The following is a 13,097-nucleotide window of genomic DNA, read 5'->3' as shown; positions in this document are numbered from 1 at the left end:
ATTCATAAATAATCATATTCGAAACATCTTTTGAACACAGTCTCTAGCGTTCGAGCAGACCATGTCATCCAGCGATTCGGTAGAAACGGCGCTCCGAACACATCTCACCTCAGTGAAGGAAGACCTGATGACCGGGGTCTCGTTCATGATTCCGTTCGTCACGATTGGCGGTATCTTCCTCGCCCTCGGCTTCGCCGTTGGCGACACGCAGGCTGTGTTCGACAACACGGGTTCGCTCGGTTGGTTCCTCGCCCAGATTGGCGTCGCCGGACTGACCCTGATGGTTCCGGTGCTCGGTGCCTACATCGCGTACGCAATCGCAGACCGCCCGGCACTCGCTCCCGGGTTCGTGCTCTCGTACCTGCTCCAGCAGGGCACGGTCGTCACCGAAGCGGGCAAGTACATCGGCTTAGACGCCGGTGGCCTCGGCGCGGGCTATCTTGGCGCACTCGTCGCCGGTCTCCTTACCGGCTACGTCGCCCGCTTTTTCAAGAACCTGAACGTCCCGAAAGAGATTGCCCCGATGATGCCGGTGCTCATCATTCCCGTCCTCACGACGGCGGTGCTTGCGCCGGTCATCCTCTTCGGTATCGGCGCACCCGTCGCCATCGCAAACCAGTCGCTCACCGCCTTCCTCAAAAGTTTGCAGGGCGGACAGGCGCTCATCATCGGCCTCATCCTCGGCGGGATGATGGCCTTCGATATGGGTGGGCCCGTCAACAAGGTGGCCTACCTGTTCTCGGTCGGCCTCATCAGTGAGGGCGTGTATGCCCCGATGGCCGCCGTCATGATCGCTGGCATGACGCCGCCACTCGGCATGGCGATTTCGAACTTCATCGCCCCACAGAGGTACGCTGCTGAGATGAAAGAAAACGCGAAAAACGGCGTCCTGATGGGCCTGTCGTTCATCACGGAAGGCGCAATCCCCTACGCCGCGGCTGACCCGCTCCGTGTGATTCCCGCGCTCGTCGCCGGGAGCGCCGTCGCCGGTGGGGCGTCGATGTCCCTCGGCGTGACGATGCCCGCCCCACACGGCGGCATCTTTGTCGTCCCGCTCTCGAACCAACCCCTGCTGTTCATCGGCTGTGTCCTCCTGGGCTCGCTCGTGACCGCGGGCGTGGCAACTGGCCTCAAGGCAACTGTTGGCGAATCTGCCACAGGAACTACAACCCAGACTTCCGATTGAGCAGTCACAGAAAGCGTCCACCTTTTAGTCAAACCAATGCACTCAGAAACCATTGATACCCTGCTTCCGGAGACGCACATCTCGCTTTCCGGAGCCCCGACAGAGAAACGCGCGTGCATCGAATACCTCCTCGACCTCGCGGTCTCTGGCGGCCGCGTGAACGACCGCGGCGCTGCCCTCGCCGCCCTCCTCGAACGCGAAGAACAGACGACGACCGGCGTCGGCATGGGCATCGGCATCCCCCACGCGAAAACCGACGCCGTAGACGAACCGCTCGTCGCCTTCACCCGCTCTGAGGAAGGCATCGACTTCGGTGCGATGGACGACGAACCAGCCCACCTCATCTTCATGATTCTCGTCCCGGCCGAAGGCAGCGACGACCACCTCCAGATTCTGAGTTCGCTTTCCCGGGCACTCATGCACGAGGAGGTTCGTGACTCGCTGTACAACGCAGAAACAGAGGAAACCGTCCGCGAGACGCTCACGGAGGCGGTGGCGTAATGGAGCGCACCGTGACGGTCGTCCCCGAAGACGGCCTCCACGCTCGTCCTGCTGCGAATTTCGTCGAGGCCGCGGGTGAGTACGAGTCGGAAATTACGATTGCCCCCGCAGACGGCGACGGTGTGAACGCCCAGAGCATGCTCGCCGTGACGAGTCTCGGCGTTGCCGCAGGCGACGACGTGGTGCTCACCGCTGAGGGCGCGGACGCAGAAGCCGCCCTCGACGCGCTCGAAGCAATCCTCACAACCCCTGAAGACAGTGCCTGAACAGATGTCTCGAACCGTCACTGGAACCGGCGCGACGCCGCTTTCCGATGTCGGGATCGTCAGGTGGTATCGCCCGGACGAATGTCTCCCAGAGACGACCGACGCCGAGACGCCAGCAACAGAGCGTGCCAACTTCGAGCAAGCAAAAAAGACCGCCCGGGACGAACTCGAAGTAGAGCGCGAACGCACCCGAGAGCTGGTCGGTGAACAAGAGGCAGGTGTGTTCGACGCCCACCTCCAGTTCCTCGCAGACCCGCAAATCGAAGCCAGCGTCGAGGACGGTATCGACGACGGCCTCGCCGCCACCACGGCCGTCCGTGAGGCGTTCGCTGACCCCATTTCGCAGTTCGAGTCGATGGACGGGATGATGGCAGAGCGCGCAGACGACCTGCGCGACGTGCGCAATCGACTGGTTCGCATCCTCGCTGGGAGCGAGCGCATCGACCTCGCTGCACTTCCCGCAGGCACAATCCTCCTCGCAGAGCGGCTCACGCCGAGCGACACGGCCCAACTCGATCCCGCTCGAGTCGCGGGCTTTGCGACGGTCGAAGGCGGGCGCACCTCGCACGCCGCCATCTTCGCCCGGTCGCTCGGCATCCCAGCTGTCGTCGGTGCGGGTGCGAGTATCGAAGACATTCAGGAAGGAACGGAGGTCGTCATCGACGGCACCGCAGGCGAGGTCATCGTCGAGCCTGACGAGGCCGTGAAAGCCGACGCGGCGGGGAGCCGCGATATCGAAGTGCAGGCAGACGCGGTCGAAACCACAGACGGCGTATCCATCGAAGTTGCCGCGAACGTTGGGACGCCCGCGGAAATCGAGAGCGCGGTCGAACACGGCGCAGACGGGATTGGCCTGTTTCGCACCGAGTTCCTGTTTCTGAACCGCGAGTCACCGCCGAGCGAAGACGAGCAGTACGAAGCTATCGCAGAGACGCTCTCTGCGTTCCCCGACGGCCGCGTCGTCGTCCGGACGCTCGACATCGGTGGCGACAAACCGATTCCGTATCTCGACCAGCCCGCAGAGGAAAACCCATTCCTCGGCGAGCGCGGCATCCGGCGGTCGCTCGACGCTGACGCTGACCTGTTTCGCACGCAACTGCGGGCGCTCATGCGCGCTGCAGCGAGCGACCACGGCGACGGTCTCTCGGTCATGTTCCCCCTCGTCTCGACCGTGGACGAACTCGACCGCGCGCTCGAAGCCGTAGACGAGGTCGCAACAGACCTTGAGGACGCAGGTGTCGAATGGGCACGCCCCGAGTTTGGCGTCATGATAGAGACGCCGAGTGCGGTGTTCATGGCCGAAGAACTCGCCACGCGCGTGGACTTCTTCAGCATCGGGACGAACGACCTCACGCAGTACGTGATGGCGACTTCCCGCGAGAACGACCGCATCTCCTACCTCCACGACCCACGGCATCCGGCCGTGCTTCGGGCCATCCGCCGCATCGTGCAGGTGGGCCACGACCACGACTGCTGGGTTGGAATGTGCGGCGAGATGGCGGGCGACCCAACGCTGCTCAAACTCCTTGTCGGCCTCGGCTTAGACGAGCTGTCGATGAGCGCCATCACCATCCCGGACGTGAAAGCAGGCGTCGCCGCAACCTCGCACGCAGACGCCGCCTCACTCGCCAGTGACGCGCTGGCCGCAACGACTATCTCAGACATCACACAACTGCTCAACCAATGAAATTCGTCGCCGTAACCGCCTGTCCAACGGGAATCGCACACAGCCAGATGGCCGCCGAGAACTTAGAACAGAGCGCCCCCAAGATGGGCCACGAAATCAAAGTCGAGGTCAACGGGGCCATGGGCACGGAAAACGAACTCTCAGCAGACGACATCGACGAAGCCGACGCGGTCATCGTCGCCGCAGACACCAAGGTCCAAACCGACCGCTTCGAGGACAAACCGCTCGTGAACGGTACGGTCAAAGACGCCGTCAACGACGCCGGTGCGATGATCGAGGAAGCCGCCTCGATTGCCGATGACGCGACCGAAACCGAGACGGCCGAAACAGAGACAGAGCCTTCGACCGACGCAGCCACCACAGCTGCGGAGACGACCGACGACACCGACGATGACGACGGTGGTCTGTTCGGCAAAGTGAAAAAGCGCTTCTCGTAGATCGGAAGCTACCGCGCGACCTGCACGTTTTGTTCTGGCGGTGGGTCGCCCACAAGTGGCGCGTCAGGCCGATTTTTCTACAACCAATCAAGACAATTACCTGTCCAGAATCTATGACAGGAATTTATACCGAATGGTCATGTGACTAGGCACAGACAGGCTTGGTCCATGATTGACCTCACGCTCGATATGACGCAGTACGACTGCCCATTCATCGACACCACCGACGACCACGCGGTGTCCTTTACCGCGATGCAGTGGGACTTCGACAACCGCTCCCAGCAGTTAGAAACCCGGATGCTGGTCGAAGCGCCAGACCGGTCGGCGCTTGATGACGGACTCCACGCCCTCGCAGACCACGACCACATGCACACTCTCGAACTGCTCTCGAAGCGGGGCGACCGTGCGCAAGTGAAAACGGCGATTGGCGAAACCAAAGCAATGGGAACGGTGCGCGAGTACGACGCCTACATCACCGGCCCGTTCCACATCGAAGGCGGCTCTGAGACGTGGCACGTCGGCGTCGATGACGGTGGCCTCGCAGACGAGTTCCTCGCCGAACTCGAACGCCACAACGAGTTCGGCATCGACTCGCGGCGCACCTACGAACTCGGTGAACTCTTTGACTTACTCAGAAACGCTGGCCCCGCAATTTCACTGCTCGAAGGCTGTCGCAACCTCTCTACCGTCGAACGCGAAACGCTGTCGACAGCCGTCGAAGCGGGTTATTTCAACAGCCCGCGAGACGCGAATCTCGCTGCACTCGCCGCGGAGTTCGACATCTCGAAAACCGCCGTCTCGAAGAATCTGAGACGCAGCCAGCAAAAGCTCCTTGAAAACGTCATCACGGCGATGGCCGACCTCGAATGAGGCGAACGTTCACATATTAACCCGTTGCTATTTTGCAGTTTCTGAGGAACAATAGTCCGTGACAGTCGCCCGCACGGGAGTTGGTGTCGTGGTTCGAGACCACCACCCTGCAGGCGCACGACCAGCCATGATACAGCTATGACTCACGAACCTTCTCCAGACGACGGAATGGACCGACGGACCATGCTCAAGGCCGTTGGCGGCACGGCACTCGCCGCGGCACTCGCCGGGTGTAGTTCGCTTCTCGGTGCCGACTCGAATCAAGACGCTTCAGGCGGGGCAAGCGACGTGCCAGACGAGCCGATTCAGGCGGGCCTCCAGACGTTCACCGAAGGCCCGGCAGCCGTGCTTGGTCTCCAGGCGCAGTACGGCGCGGAACTCGCCGTTTCCCGCATCAACGAGGCGGGCGGGATTGCCGGACGGCAAATCGAGCTCGACGTGAAACACGAGGCAGACGCCTACGTCGAGAACTACACGCAGTTCGTCTCCGAGGGAAAGGAGGTCACGTTCGGGCCGATTTCCTCAGGCGGGCACGCCGCGCTCGCCCCCGAGGTCGAAGCCCAAGGCGTGGTGAACGTCTCGACCGACGGGACGGTCACGACGCTGTACGAGGAGACGGTTCCAGACCCAACCTACTCGTTCCGCTTCCAGAACTACGACGTGATGGAGTGCGTGTCTGCGGCCCGCGAGACAGTCAATCGCCTCGGCGCGGAAAACGTGAACACCGTCGCCGGCATCAACCCAAACTACGCGTTCGGGAAAGACGAATGGAAGGTGTACACCGCGGCGCTCCAGAAGCTCACCGACGTCGAAATCGTCTACGAGGGCTTCCCCGACCTGCTCGCAGACGACATGTCCACCCACATCACCGAAATCAACAACCAGCAGCCTGACGTGACGTTCTCCAGTCAGTGGGGCGGCGACGTCGTTACCATGATGAATCAGGCCGCCGCGAACAACATGTTCGACAACACCCAACTCGTCGGGACGGTGCTCTACAGCGCCGTCAACGACCTGAGCCAAGACATCGTCGAGCAGGCACAGGCACTCTCCGGGTCGCGTAACTACTACTGGGGCGAACCGGAACCCGCTCGTTGGAGTCCCGGTCAGCAGCTGCTCGATGACGCCCGCAACCAGTGGGACATCATCCCGAGTGGCCACTTCATGAGCGGCTACGGCGCGGTTGCGTCGTGGGCGACGGCCACCGAAAAAGCGGTCAACCTCACCGGCGGCTGGCCAAGCCAAGAGCAGATTGCGATGTCCCTCGAAGGCCACGGCTTCTTCACGCCCGCTGGCTATCACGTCATGAGCGAGCGCCACCAAGGCCTCTCGACGGCGTACTACGGTGAGATGGACTGGTCGAGTGAAATCGGCGCACCCATCCTGAACGACATCAACTCCTACAGCCCGCCAGACGTCTCTCCCCCGCCGGGGACAAAGTCGCTCGACTGGATCGAAAGCTGGTAAGCGGAGTCCCACTTTCATGACGAAAATTTATCATACCATGGACAGAGACCAATGAGCGTCGTCACAAACTTCATCACGCACACACTCCACGGCGTCCAGTACGGGTTCATCCTGTTCCTCATCGCGTCGGGGCTGACCATCATCCTCGGCATCCTCGATGTGTTGAACCTCGCCCACGGCGAACTGTACGCGCTCGGAGCCTACGTTGCTTCGAGCGTTCTCGGCTACGTCGTAGGGCTGGTTCCGCCACCGACCGATCCGGCGTCACAGGCCATGTTCGTCGCCGTCGTCCTCGGGGGTGCGGTGCTCACCGCCGCCGTTCTCGTTCCCGTTGGCGCAGCCATCGAGTCGGTGCTCCTCCGGCCGATTTACGACCGCAACGAGGTGTACCAACTCGTGTTGACGTTCGCACTGTTGCTCATCATCAAAGACGCCATCAAGTTTGGCTGGGGGCCAACTCCCGTCAGGCTGCAGAGCGTCTACAGCGGGATTAATGGCATTCCAGCCGCATCGCTCGTCGGCCTCAACTATCCGACGTACAACCTCGTCATCATCGCCGTCGGCGCAATCGTCGTCGTTGGGCTATTTTACTTCTTCAACCGGACGAAAACCGGCCGCATCATCCGCGCGACGGCCATCGACCGCGAGATGGCGACGGCGATTGGCGTGAGCACCGACCGCACGTTCACACTCGTGTTCGCCGTCGGCGCCTTTTTCGCTGGCTTCGCTGGCGCGATGGCACTCCCGCCGACGAACGCGAGTTTGGAGATGGGCGCGAACCCGCTCGTTCTCTCCTTCGTCGTCATCGTGATTGGCGGCCTGGGGAGTCTGCGCGGGGCGTTCGTCGCCGCGCTCCTCGTTGGCATCCTCAGCCGGTGGGCGACGTGGCAGTACCCACCCGCCGAACTCGCCGCACCGTTCGCCATCATGGCCATCATCCTGCTCGTGAAGCCGGATGGCCTCTTTGGCACGTGGGGTGAGATGGATGCGTAATCGACTTCCCGGCCTCGTCTCGCGCGACGGCGAACGCAAGGTCAGAGTGATGCGCGGCCTCGAACTCACGCTTCGCCAGACGGCGCTTGCGCTCGTTGGCCTCCTGTTCTTGTTCGCTCTCCCGGACATCGCGCGGCTCTTGCCTGCGATTCAACTCAGTGTGTTGCATCAAGGGGTCGTCTTTGGACTTGCCGCAGTCGGCCTCAACCTGCTCGTGCGCCACACCCAACTCGTCTCGTTCGGACACGCCGCCTTCTTCGGGACGGGCGCCTACACGACGGCGCTGCTCGCGGCGAAGTACAACGTGACCGAGTTCGCCCTCTTGCTCATCGCGAGCATGCTGCTTGCGACGCTGATGGCGATGGCGATTGGCTACCTCTCGCTTCGCCACACGGGGCTGTACTTCTCGCTGCTGACGCTCGCCTTTGGACAGTTGCTCTACGCGCTTGTCCAAGGCCAGACCTTCTTCGGGTCGAGCGACGGCCTCCCCGTCCGTCCGGGGCCGAACATGCGCCCCGACATTTTCGGGTTGGCGCTGCCACCGGATGCCTACGAGGTGTTGGTGTACTACCTCACCGTCGCCATCGTCGTCGTGTCGCTGCTCGTGATGTGGCGGCTCATCAACTCGCCATTCGGTGCGGCGCTCGATGCGATTGGCCAAGACCGCACCCGCGCACAGTTCATCGGCATTCCCGTTCGTCGCTACGTCTGGCTCGCCTTCGTCGTCTCCGCGGTGTACGGCGGGATGGCCGGCGCGCTCTACGCGATGGTACAACAGCACGTCAGGCCCGGCCCGGTGCTCTACTTCCTCCGGTCGGGGGACATCCTGTTCATGGCCATCCTCGGCGGGTATCAGACCCTGTTCGGGCCGCTCGTGGGCGGTATCGTCCTCGTCCTGTTGCAGGACATGGGCCGCGACCTGACCAACTACTTCGACGCGTTGACCGGCCTTGTGTTGCTGGCGCTCGTCTTCGGGTTCCCACAGGGTATCGTGGGGTCGCTCAAGAAGGGCGGGCGCGTCCGGTCGGCTGCGAGCAGTTTCAAAAATAACCCCGCCGTCGTCGGGGCGTGGGTGTCATCGTTCGCAGAATCGCTCGTCACCGCCGCGACTCAGTCGGTACAGAACGTCAAAGTCCTCGTCTTCGGGGTGAAATGAGATGCTAGAAGCCAAAACCTTGAGAAAGCAGTTCGGCAGTCTCGTAGCGACCAACGACGTGTCCGTCGAATTCGGCCGACACGACGGCGAAATCGTGTTCATCGTCGGGCCGAACGGCGCGGGGAAAACCACGCTCGTGAACCTCTTGACCGGCCTGCTCTCCCCGGATTCGGGGAGCGTCGTCATGGACGGCGAAGACATCACTGGGATGGCCCCCGAAGACCGCGTCCACGCTGGACTCGTCCGCAGTTTCCAAGTCGTCCAGGTGTTCGACGAGATGACCGTCCGGGAGAACGTGCGGACGGCGGTGCTCTCGAAAGAGGAAAAACTGATGAGCATGTTCAGCCTCCGCGACGAACACGCCGCAGTCGAAGGGAAAGTCGATGACTTGCTCACCAAGTTCGGCCTCGACGAGCACGCAGACCTCGTCGCCGCAGAGTTGCCCCACGGCACGCGCAAACTGCTCGACGTGTGCATGTCCTTCGGCCTCGAACCCGACTACCTTCTGCTCGACGAACCCACTGCCGGAGTTTCGACCAGCGAGAAAGAGTACGTCATCGAGACCATCGCAAGCGTGAGCAAAGAAGAGGGCGTGACGACGGTGACAATCGAACACGACATGGACATCGTGAAGGGCTACGCAGACCGCGTCGTCGCGCTCCATCAGGGCGCCATCCACGGACAAGGCGACCCGTCGATTCTCGAAACCGACGACGAACTCCGTCGCCTGCTGTTGGGGGTGGAGAAATGAGCGACTCGCTACTGTCGGTGAAAAACGTAAATGCCGAAGTCGAGGGCTTTCAGGTGACCCACGACGTCTCCTTCGAGGTGAACAAGGGCGAGGCAGTTGGCCTCGTTGGCCGCAACGGTGCGGGCAAGAGCTCCACCTTCCGCGGCATCATGGGCCTCACCGACCTCCAGAGCGGGTCAGTACGGTTTGCGGGCGAGGAACTCACTACGCTTCGTGCCGAACTCATCCCGAAACGTGGGATTGGCTACCAACCAGAAGACCGCAAACTGTTTACCGGGATGACCGTCGAGGAGAACCTTCGCCTTCCCATCTGGACGGCCGGAAAGGCGCGCGGAATCAACGACGAAGACGCCGTCATCGAGGAAGTCTACGACGTACTTCCCGAACTCGAAGAGCGCTCGAACGCGAACGTCGAGAATCTCTCGGGCGGGCAGGCGAAGATGGCCGCGATTGGCCGCGCACTCGCGCTCAAGCCGGACTTGCTCATTCTTGACGAGCCCCTCGAAGGGCTGGCCCCGGTGGTCGTCGAGAACCTGAAAACCCACATCAACGCCATCAACGAACAGGGCATCGCCGTACTCATCGCCGAGTCGAACGTCACACACGTTCCAGACATCGTAGACCGCATCGTCGTCATCGAACGCGGCGAGGTGGTCGATTCGGGCGACCCACACGAACTCAAAAAGAAACCGGCGATTCAGGAACTGATGCAGGGAAGCGGACAGGAGTAGTCAGTTCGGAAGCTCTGATTCACGCAGGTCTTTTCGCTGGATTTTCCCCGTCGTCGTCTGTGGAAGGGTGTCCACAAACTCGATTTCGCGCGGGTACTCGTACTTTGCCAAGTTCTCCTTGACGAGCGTTTGAATCTCTGTTTTGAGCGCATCGTCGGCGTCGACGTCCGCGGCCACTTGCACGAACGCCTTGATGAGTTCACCCCGGCGGTCGTCCGGCACGCCCACGACGCCGACCTGTGCGACGGCTGGATGTTCTAAGATGGCGCTCTCGACTTCGCCCGGCCCGACGCGGTAGCCGCTCGTCATGATGAGGTCGTCGTCGCGCGATTTGAACCAAATGTAGCCGTCGGCGTCCCGCTTGCCGAGGTCGCCAGTGAGGTGCCACGGGCCGACGCGGGCGTTTGCGGTTTTCTCGGGGTTGTTCCAGTACTCTTTGAACACGACGGGGTCACCCTCGGTGCGGACAGCGATTTCACCGATTTCACCGGCAGCGCACTCCTCGCCCGTGTCGGGGTCGACGATGGCTACGTCGTGGCCGGGGACGGGTTTCCCCATGCTCCCGGGGAGCGCGTCGAACCACTTGCGGCAGTTCGTGACGAGCAGGTTCGCCTCGGTCTGGCCGTAGAGTTCGTTTACGGCGACGCCGTCAAGTTCGGCGTCGGCCCAATCGAGGATTTCTGGCGTGAGCGGTTCGCCACCCGAGCAGATGGCGGCAAGCGAAAGGTCGTACTGTTCGGTGGGCGACTCGACGTCCATCAACATGCGGATGGCGGTCGGCGGCAGGAAGGAGTCGGTGACGCCAAATTCTTCCATGAGCGAAAAGGCCGTCTCGGAATCGAACTTGCCCATCGGGTAGCCAACGACGGGGCGGCCGTAGTGCCACGCCGGGAAGACGAGGTCACCGAGCGCACCAATCCACGCCCAGTCTGCGGGCGTCCAACAGACAGCGTCGTCGAGGTCTAACTCGAAGAACATCTGGAACGCCGGGCAGTGACCCACCCAGACGCCGTGACCGTGGAGTGCGCCCTTTGGCGGGCCAGTCGAACCGCTCGTGTAAATGATGAGGGCGGGTGTCTCGGCGGTGGTGGAGACGATGTCGAAGGTGTCTGGCTGACCGGAGAGCACGTCCTCGAACCGGGTTTCGGGGCTGTCTGCTGCACCATCGACTTCGATGACGTGGTCGAGTTCGGGACAGTCGTCACGAATCTCCGCCACCACATCGCGCACGCTCTCGTCGACGACGATTGCGTTCGCTTCGCTGTCGCGGAGGCGGTAGCCGACGGCGTCCGGGCCGAACAGCTTCGAGAGCGGAAGCGAAATCGCGCCGAGTTTCCAGCAGGCGAGATGCGTGAGCAGATTTTCGGGTTTCTGTGGGACGAGAACCGCGACCCGGTCGCCACGTTCGACGCCGCGGGCTTCGAGGCCGTTTGCGAGTTGGTTCGAGAGTCGGTCGAGGTCGGCAAACGAGTAGGTCTCGCGTCGCCCGTCCGGATACGCCTGATACAGTGCCGGGGCGTCTCCAGCTTCGTGTTTTCTCACGAGGTCGTGGGCGAGGTTGTAGTCGTCCGGAAGATTCCATTCGAACTGGTCGCGCGCAGTGTCGTAGCTCTCAGTTGGAACGGTGACGTGCCAAGCCATGGCGTGACCTACGGCTGGCAACGTCTACTAACCGGAGGTTCACATGTGAAAGCGCGAGAAAGTAGAGGTTACTCGTCTGTTGGCTCGTCCGCGTCGTCGTCTTCGATGACTTCGAGTCCACGGCTGTTGACCGCGTAGGGGTCTAAGCCGACTTCTTCTAAGAACTGCTTATAGTGGCGCTCACAGGTTTCTGCGGCCTTCTGGCGGTCGGAGGCGCGGTCACAGAGTTCAATGAGGTTTTCTGGCACGTCGTTTTGGTAGACAATCCAGTGGTTGATGAGGTCTGAGAGCCGCCGGATGGGGCTCGTGAAGTGGCCGTAAATCTCGAAGTTGAGCGCGTGGTGGCCGCCGAACGGGTCGTTCATGTATTTGGCTCGCGGCATCACCTTCATCACGGCCCACTGAATCTTGTTGAGCTGGCGACCGGGGGCGTTTTCGATGGTCGCGTTCACGGCCTTGCGCGGGTCCTCCCACGTGCTGCCGGGGATTTTGACGCCATCGAGGTCTTGAATTTCCTGTAAGGCTTTGTCCCATTCGTCGGGCGTTGGCTGGGGGTGGACGCGGTACATCGCCTCGACGCCACGCCCCCACATGAGTTCATGCGTGACGGCCTTATTCGCCTTCAGCATGCACTCCTCGATGATGGTGTGGGCGCGGTCGCGGCTCGGATTGAGGACGAGCGAACCGTCTTCTTTGCGCTGTTCGTGGAGTTGGTTTGCGAGTTCGAAGACGAGCGAAATCTCGTCGTGGAGGTCGGAGTCCGGTTCGTCAAGGCGCTTTTCTGCCTGTGAGTAAGTCAGGCGCTCGTCGGATTCGATGACGGATTTGTAGATGTCGATGGTCTCGTAGGAGAGCGTCTCCTTGCTGATGTGCATCTCGACGGTGTGTGCGAGGCGCTCTTCGTTCGGGACGAGCGAGCAAACCGTCTCTGCGAGCATCGGTGGGAGCATGTGGATGGTGTACGCCGGCAGGTACACCGTGTTTCCGCGTTTGACCGCCTCCTCCCACATCTTGGATTCGGGGTGGACGTAGTGGGTCACGTCGGCGATGTGCACCCACAGCGTGTACTCCTCTTCGCCCTCCTCGATGCTGATGGCGTCGTCGAAGTCTTGGGCGTCCACTGGGTCGATGGTCCACGTCGGCATGTCCCGGAGGTCGGCGCGGTTGTCCACCTCGGCGTGGATTTCTTCTTGCACGTCAGTCGTGCGTTCTTCTGCTTCGGCCATGACTTCCGGCGGGAAGGCATCGCGAATCTCGAACTTCTCGAAGAGTTCCTCGCGTTTGTTCGCGAGGTGTCGGGCGAGGTCTTCGTCGATTTCGACGGGACCTTGTCCCTCGGCCGTCCCGGCGTAGGCCTGGGCGTCGTCAGTCATACCCGGGGCTACGGATGTCGGACAGAAAGACGTATCGA

13 protein-coding genes are annotated in these 13,097 nt (G+C 61.9%); 11 read left to right on the top strand and 2 right to left on the bottom strand.

The genetic code is table 11. The features are described from left to right. The first annotated feature begins 61 nt into the window (after positions 1 to 61). From V5N47_RS09570 to V5N47_RS09520, 11 genes are all read left to right on the top strand, one after another. Positions 62 to 1,186 carry a PTS fructose transporter subunit IIC gene (locus tag V5N47_RS09570; protein WP_338727137.1) on the top strand — a complete coding sequence of 375 codons (1,125 nt, stop codon included), beginning with the start codon at positions 62 to 64 and terminating at the stop codon, positions 1,184 to 1,186. A gap of 36 nt (positions 1,187 to 1,222) precedes the next feature. Next, the gene (locus V5N47_RS09565; protein ID WP_338727136.1) at positions 1,223 to 1,687 is read left to right on the top strand and encodes a PTS sugar transporter subunit IIA; all 465 of its coding nucleotides are present in this window, start codon (positions 1,223 to 1,225) and stop codon (positions 1,685 to 1,687) included. Continuing rightward, complete coding sequence (locus V5N47_RS09560; protein ID WP_338727135.1) at positions 1,687 to 1,953, top strand: HPr family phosphocarrier protein; 267 nt, start codon at positions 1,687 to 1,689, stop codon at positions 1,951 to 1,953. Before V5N47_RS09565 ends, V5N47_RS09560 begins: the two co-directional genes overlap by 1 nt. Before the next feature lie 4 nt (positions 1,954 to 1,957). After that, positions 1,958 to 3,640 carry a phosphoenolpyruvate--protein phosphotransferase gene (gene ptsP / locus V5N47_RS09555; protein WP_338727134.1) on the top strand — a complete coding sequence of 561 codons (1,683 nt, stop codon included), beginning with the start codon at positions 1,958 to 1,960 and terminating at the stop codon, positions 3,638 to 3,640. Beyond that, entirely contained in the window at positions 3,637 to 4,077 is a 441-nt protein-coding gene (locus V5N47_RS09550) for a PTS fructose transporter subunit IIB (RefSeq protein ID WP_338727133.1), read from the top strand. Before ptsP ends, V5N47_RS09550 begins: the two co-directional genes overlap by 4 nt. Before the next feature lie 168 nt (positions 4,078 to 4,245). Further along, complete coding sequence (locus tag V5N47_RS09545) at positions 4,246 to 4,947, top strand: helix-turn-helix domain-containing protein (protein ID WP_338727131.1); 702 nt, start codon at positions 4,246 to 4,248, stop codon at positions 4,945 to 4,947. Between the two features lie 168 nt (positions 4,948 to 5,115). Further along, on the top strand, positions 5,116 to 6,414 hold the full coding sequence (locus tag V5N47_RS09540; protein ID WP_338727130.1) for an ABC transporter substrate-binding protein: 1,299 nt from the start codon (positions 5,116 to 5,118) through the stop codon (positions 6,412 to 6,414). Positions 6,415 to 6,465: 51 nt separating this feature from the next. Then, positions 6,466 to 7,407: a branched-chain amino acid ABC transporter permease gene (locus tag V5N47_RS09535; protein WP_338727129.1), complete on the top strand. Its 942-nt coding sequence runs from the start codon at positions 6,466 to 6,468 to the stop codon at positions 7,405 to 7,407. Further along, complete coding sequence (locus tag V5N47_RS09530; RefSeq protein ID WP_338727128.1) at positions 7,400 to 8,563, top strand: branched-chain amino acid ABC transporter permease; 1,164 nt, start codon at positions 7,400 to 7,402, stop codon at positions 8,561 to 8,563. Before V5N47_RS09535 ends, V5N47_RS09530 begins: the two co-directional genes overlap by 8 nt. A 1-nt stretch (position 8,564) precedes the next feature. After that, positions 8,565 to 9,314 carry an ABC transporter ATP-binding protein gene (locus tag V5N47_RS09525; protein WP_338727127.1) on the top strand — a complete coding sequence of 250 codons (750 nt, stop codon included), beginning with the start codon at positions 8,565 to 8,567 and terminating at the stop codon, positions 9,312 to 9,314. Continuing rightward, positions 9,311 to 10,045 carry an ABC transporter ATP-binding protein gene (locus V5N47_RS09520; protein WP_338727125.1) on the top strand — a complete coding sequence of 245 codons (735 nt, stop codon included), beginning with the start codon at positions 9,311 to 9,313 and terminating at the stop codon, positions 10,043 to 10,045. Before V5N47_RS09525 ends, V5N47_RS09520 begins: the two co-directional genes overlap by 4 nt. On the opposite strand, the gene V5N47_RS09515 is transcribed toward V5N47_RS09520, so the two are convergent. Beyond that, complete coding sequence (locus tag V5N47_RS09515; protein WP_338727123.1) at positions 10,046 to 11,686, bottom strand: AMP-binding protein; 1,641 nt, start codon at positions 11,684 to 11,686, stop codon at positions 10,046 to 10,048. A gap of 68 nt (positions 11,687 to 11,754) precedes the next feature. Then, a complete protein-coding gene (locus tag V5N47_RS09510; protein WP_338727122.1) occupies positions 11,755 to 13,059 on the bottom strand; it encodes a ribonuclease R family protein in 1,305 nt (434 codons plus the stop codon). Positions 13,060 to 13,097 lie beyond the last annotated feature (38 nt).

It is taken from the genome of Haladaptatus sp. DJG-WS-42, from assembly GCF_037198285.1.
Classification (GTDB): Archaea; Halobacteriota; Halobacteria; order Halobacteriales; family Halococcaceae; genus QDMS2.
The sequence above is the reverse complement of the archived record's forward strand: the minus strand, read 5'-3'. Positions and strand labels throughout refer to the sequence as shown.

What these genes read in the sequence shown, in the direction of transcription:
- V5N47_RS09570 (WP_338727137.1), top strand. Translation starts at nt 62, where the DNA reads ATGTCATCCAGCGATTCGGTAGAAACGGCGCTCCGAACACATCTCACC.
- V5N47_RS09565 (WP_338727136.1), top strand. Translation starts at nt 1,223, where the DNA reads ATGCACTCAGAAACCATTGATACCCTGCTTCCGGAGACGCACATCTCG.
- V5N47_RS09560 (WP_338727135.1), top strand. Translation starts at nt 1,687, where the DNA reads ATGGAGCGCACCGTGACGGTCGTCCCCGAAGACGGCCTCCACGCTCGT.
- ptsP (WP_338727134.1), top strand. Translation starts at nt 1,958, where the DNA reads ATGTCTCGAACCGTCACTGGAACCGGCGCGACGCCGCTTTCCGATGTC.
- V5N47_RS09550 (WP_338727133.1), top strand. Translation starts at nt 3,637, where the DNA reads ATGAAATTCGTCGCCGTAACCGCCTGTCCAACGGGAATCGCACACAGC.
- V5N47_RS09545 (WP_338727131.1), top strand. Translation starts at nt 4,246, where the DNA reads ATGATTGACCTCACGCTCGATATGACGCAGTACGACTGCCCATTCATC.
- V5N47_RS09540 (WP_338727130.1), top strand. Translation starts at nt 5,116, where the DNA reads ATGGACCGACGGACCATGCTCAAGGCCGTTGGCGGCACGGCACTCGCC.
- V5N47_RS09535 (WP_338727129.1), top strand. Translation starts at nt 6,466, where the DNA reads ATGAGCGTCGTCACAAACTTCATCACGCACACACTCCACGGCGTCCAG.
- V5N47_RS09530 (WP_338727128.1), top strand. Translation starts at nt 7,400, where the DNA reads ATGCGTAATCGACTTCCCGGCCTCGTCTCGCGCGACGGCGAACGCAAG.
- V5N47_RS09525 (WP_338727127.1), top strand. Translation starts at nt 8,565, where the DNA reads ATGCTAGAAGCCAAAACCTTGAGAAAGCAGTTCGGCAGTCTCGTAGCG.
- V5N47_RS09520 (WP_338727125.1), top strand. Translation starts at nt 9,311, where the DNA reads ATGAGCGACTCGCTACTGTCGGTGAAAAACGTAAATGCCGAAGTCGAG.
- V5N47_RS09515 (WP_338727123.1), bottom strand. Translation starts at nt 11,686, where the DNA reads ATGGCTTGGCACGTCACCGTTCCAACTGAGAGCTACGACACTGCGCGC.
- V5N47_RS09510 (WP_338727122.1), bottom strand. Translation starts at nt 13,059, where the DNA reads ATGACTGACGACGCCCAGGCCTACGCCGGGACGGCCGAGGGACAAGGT.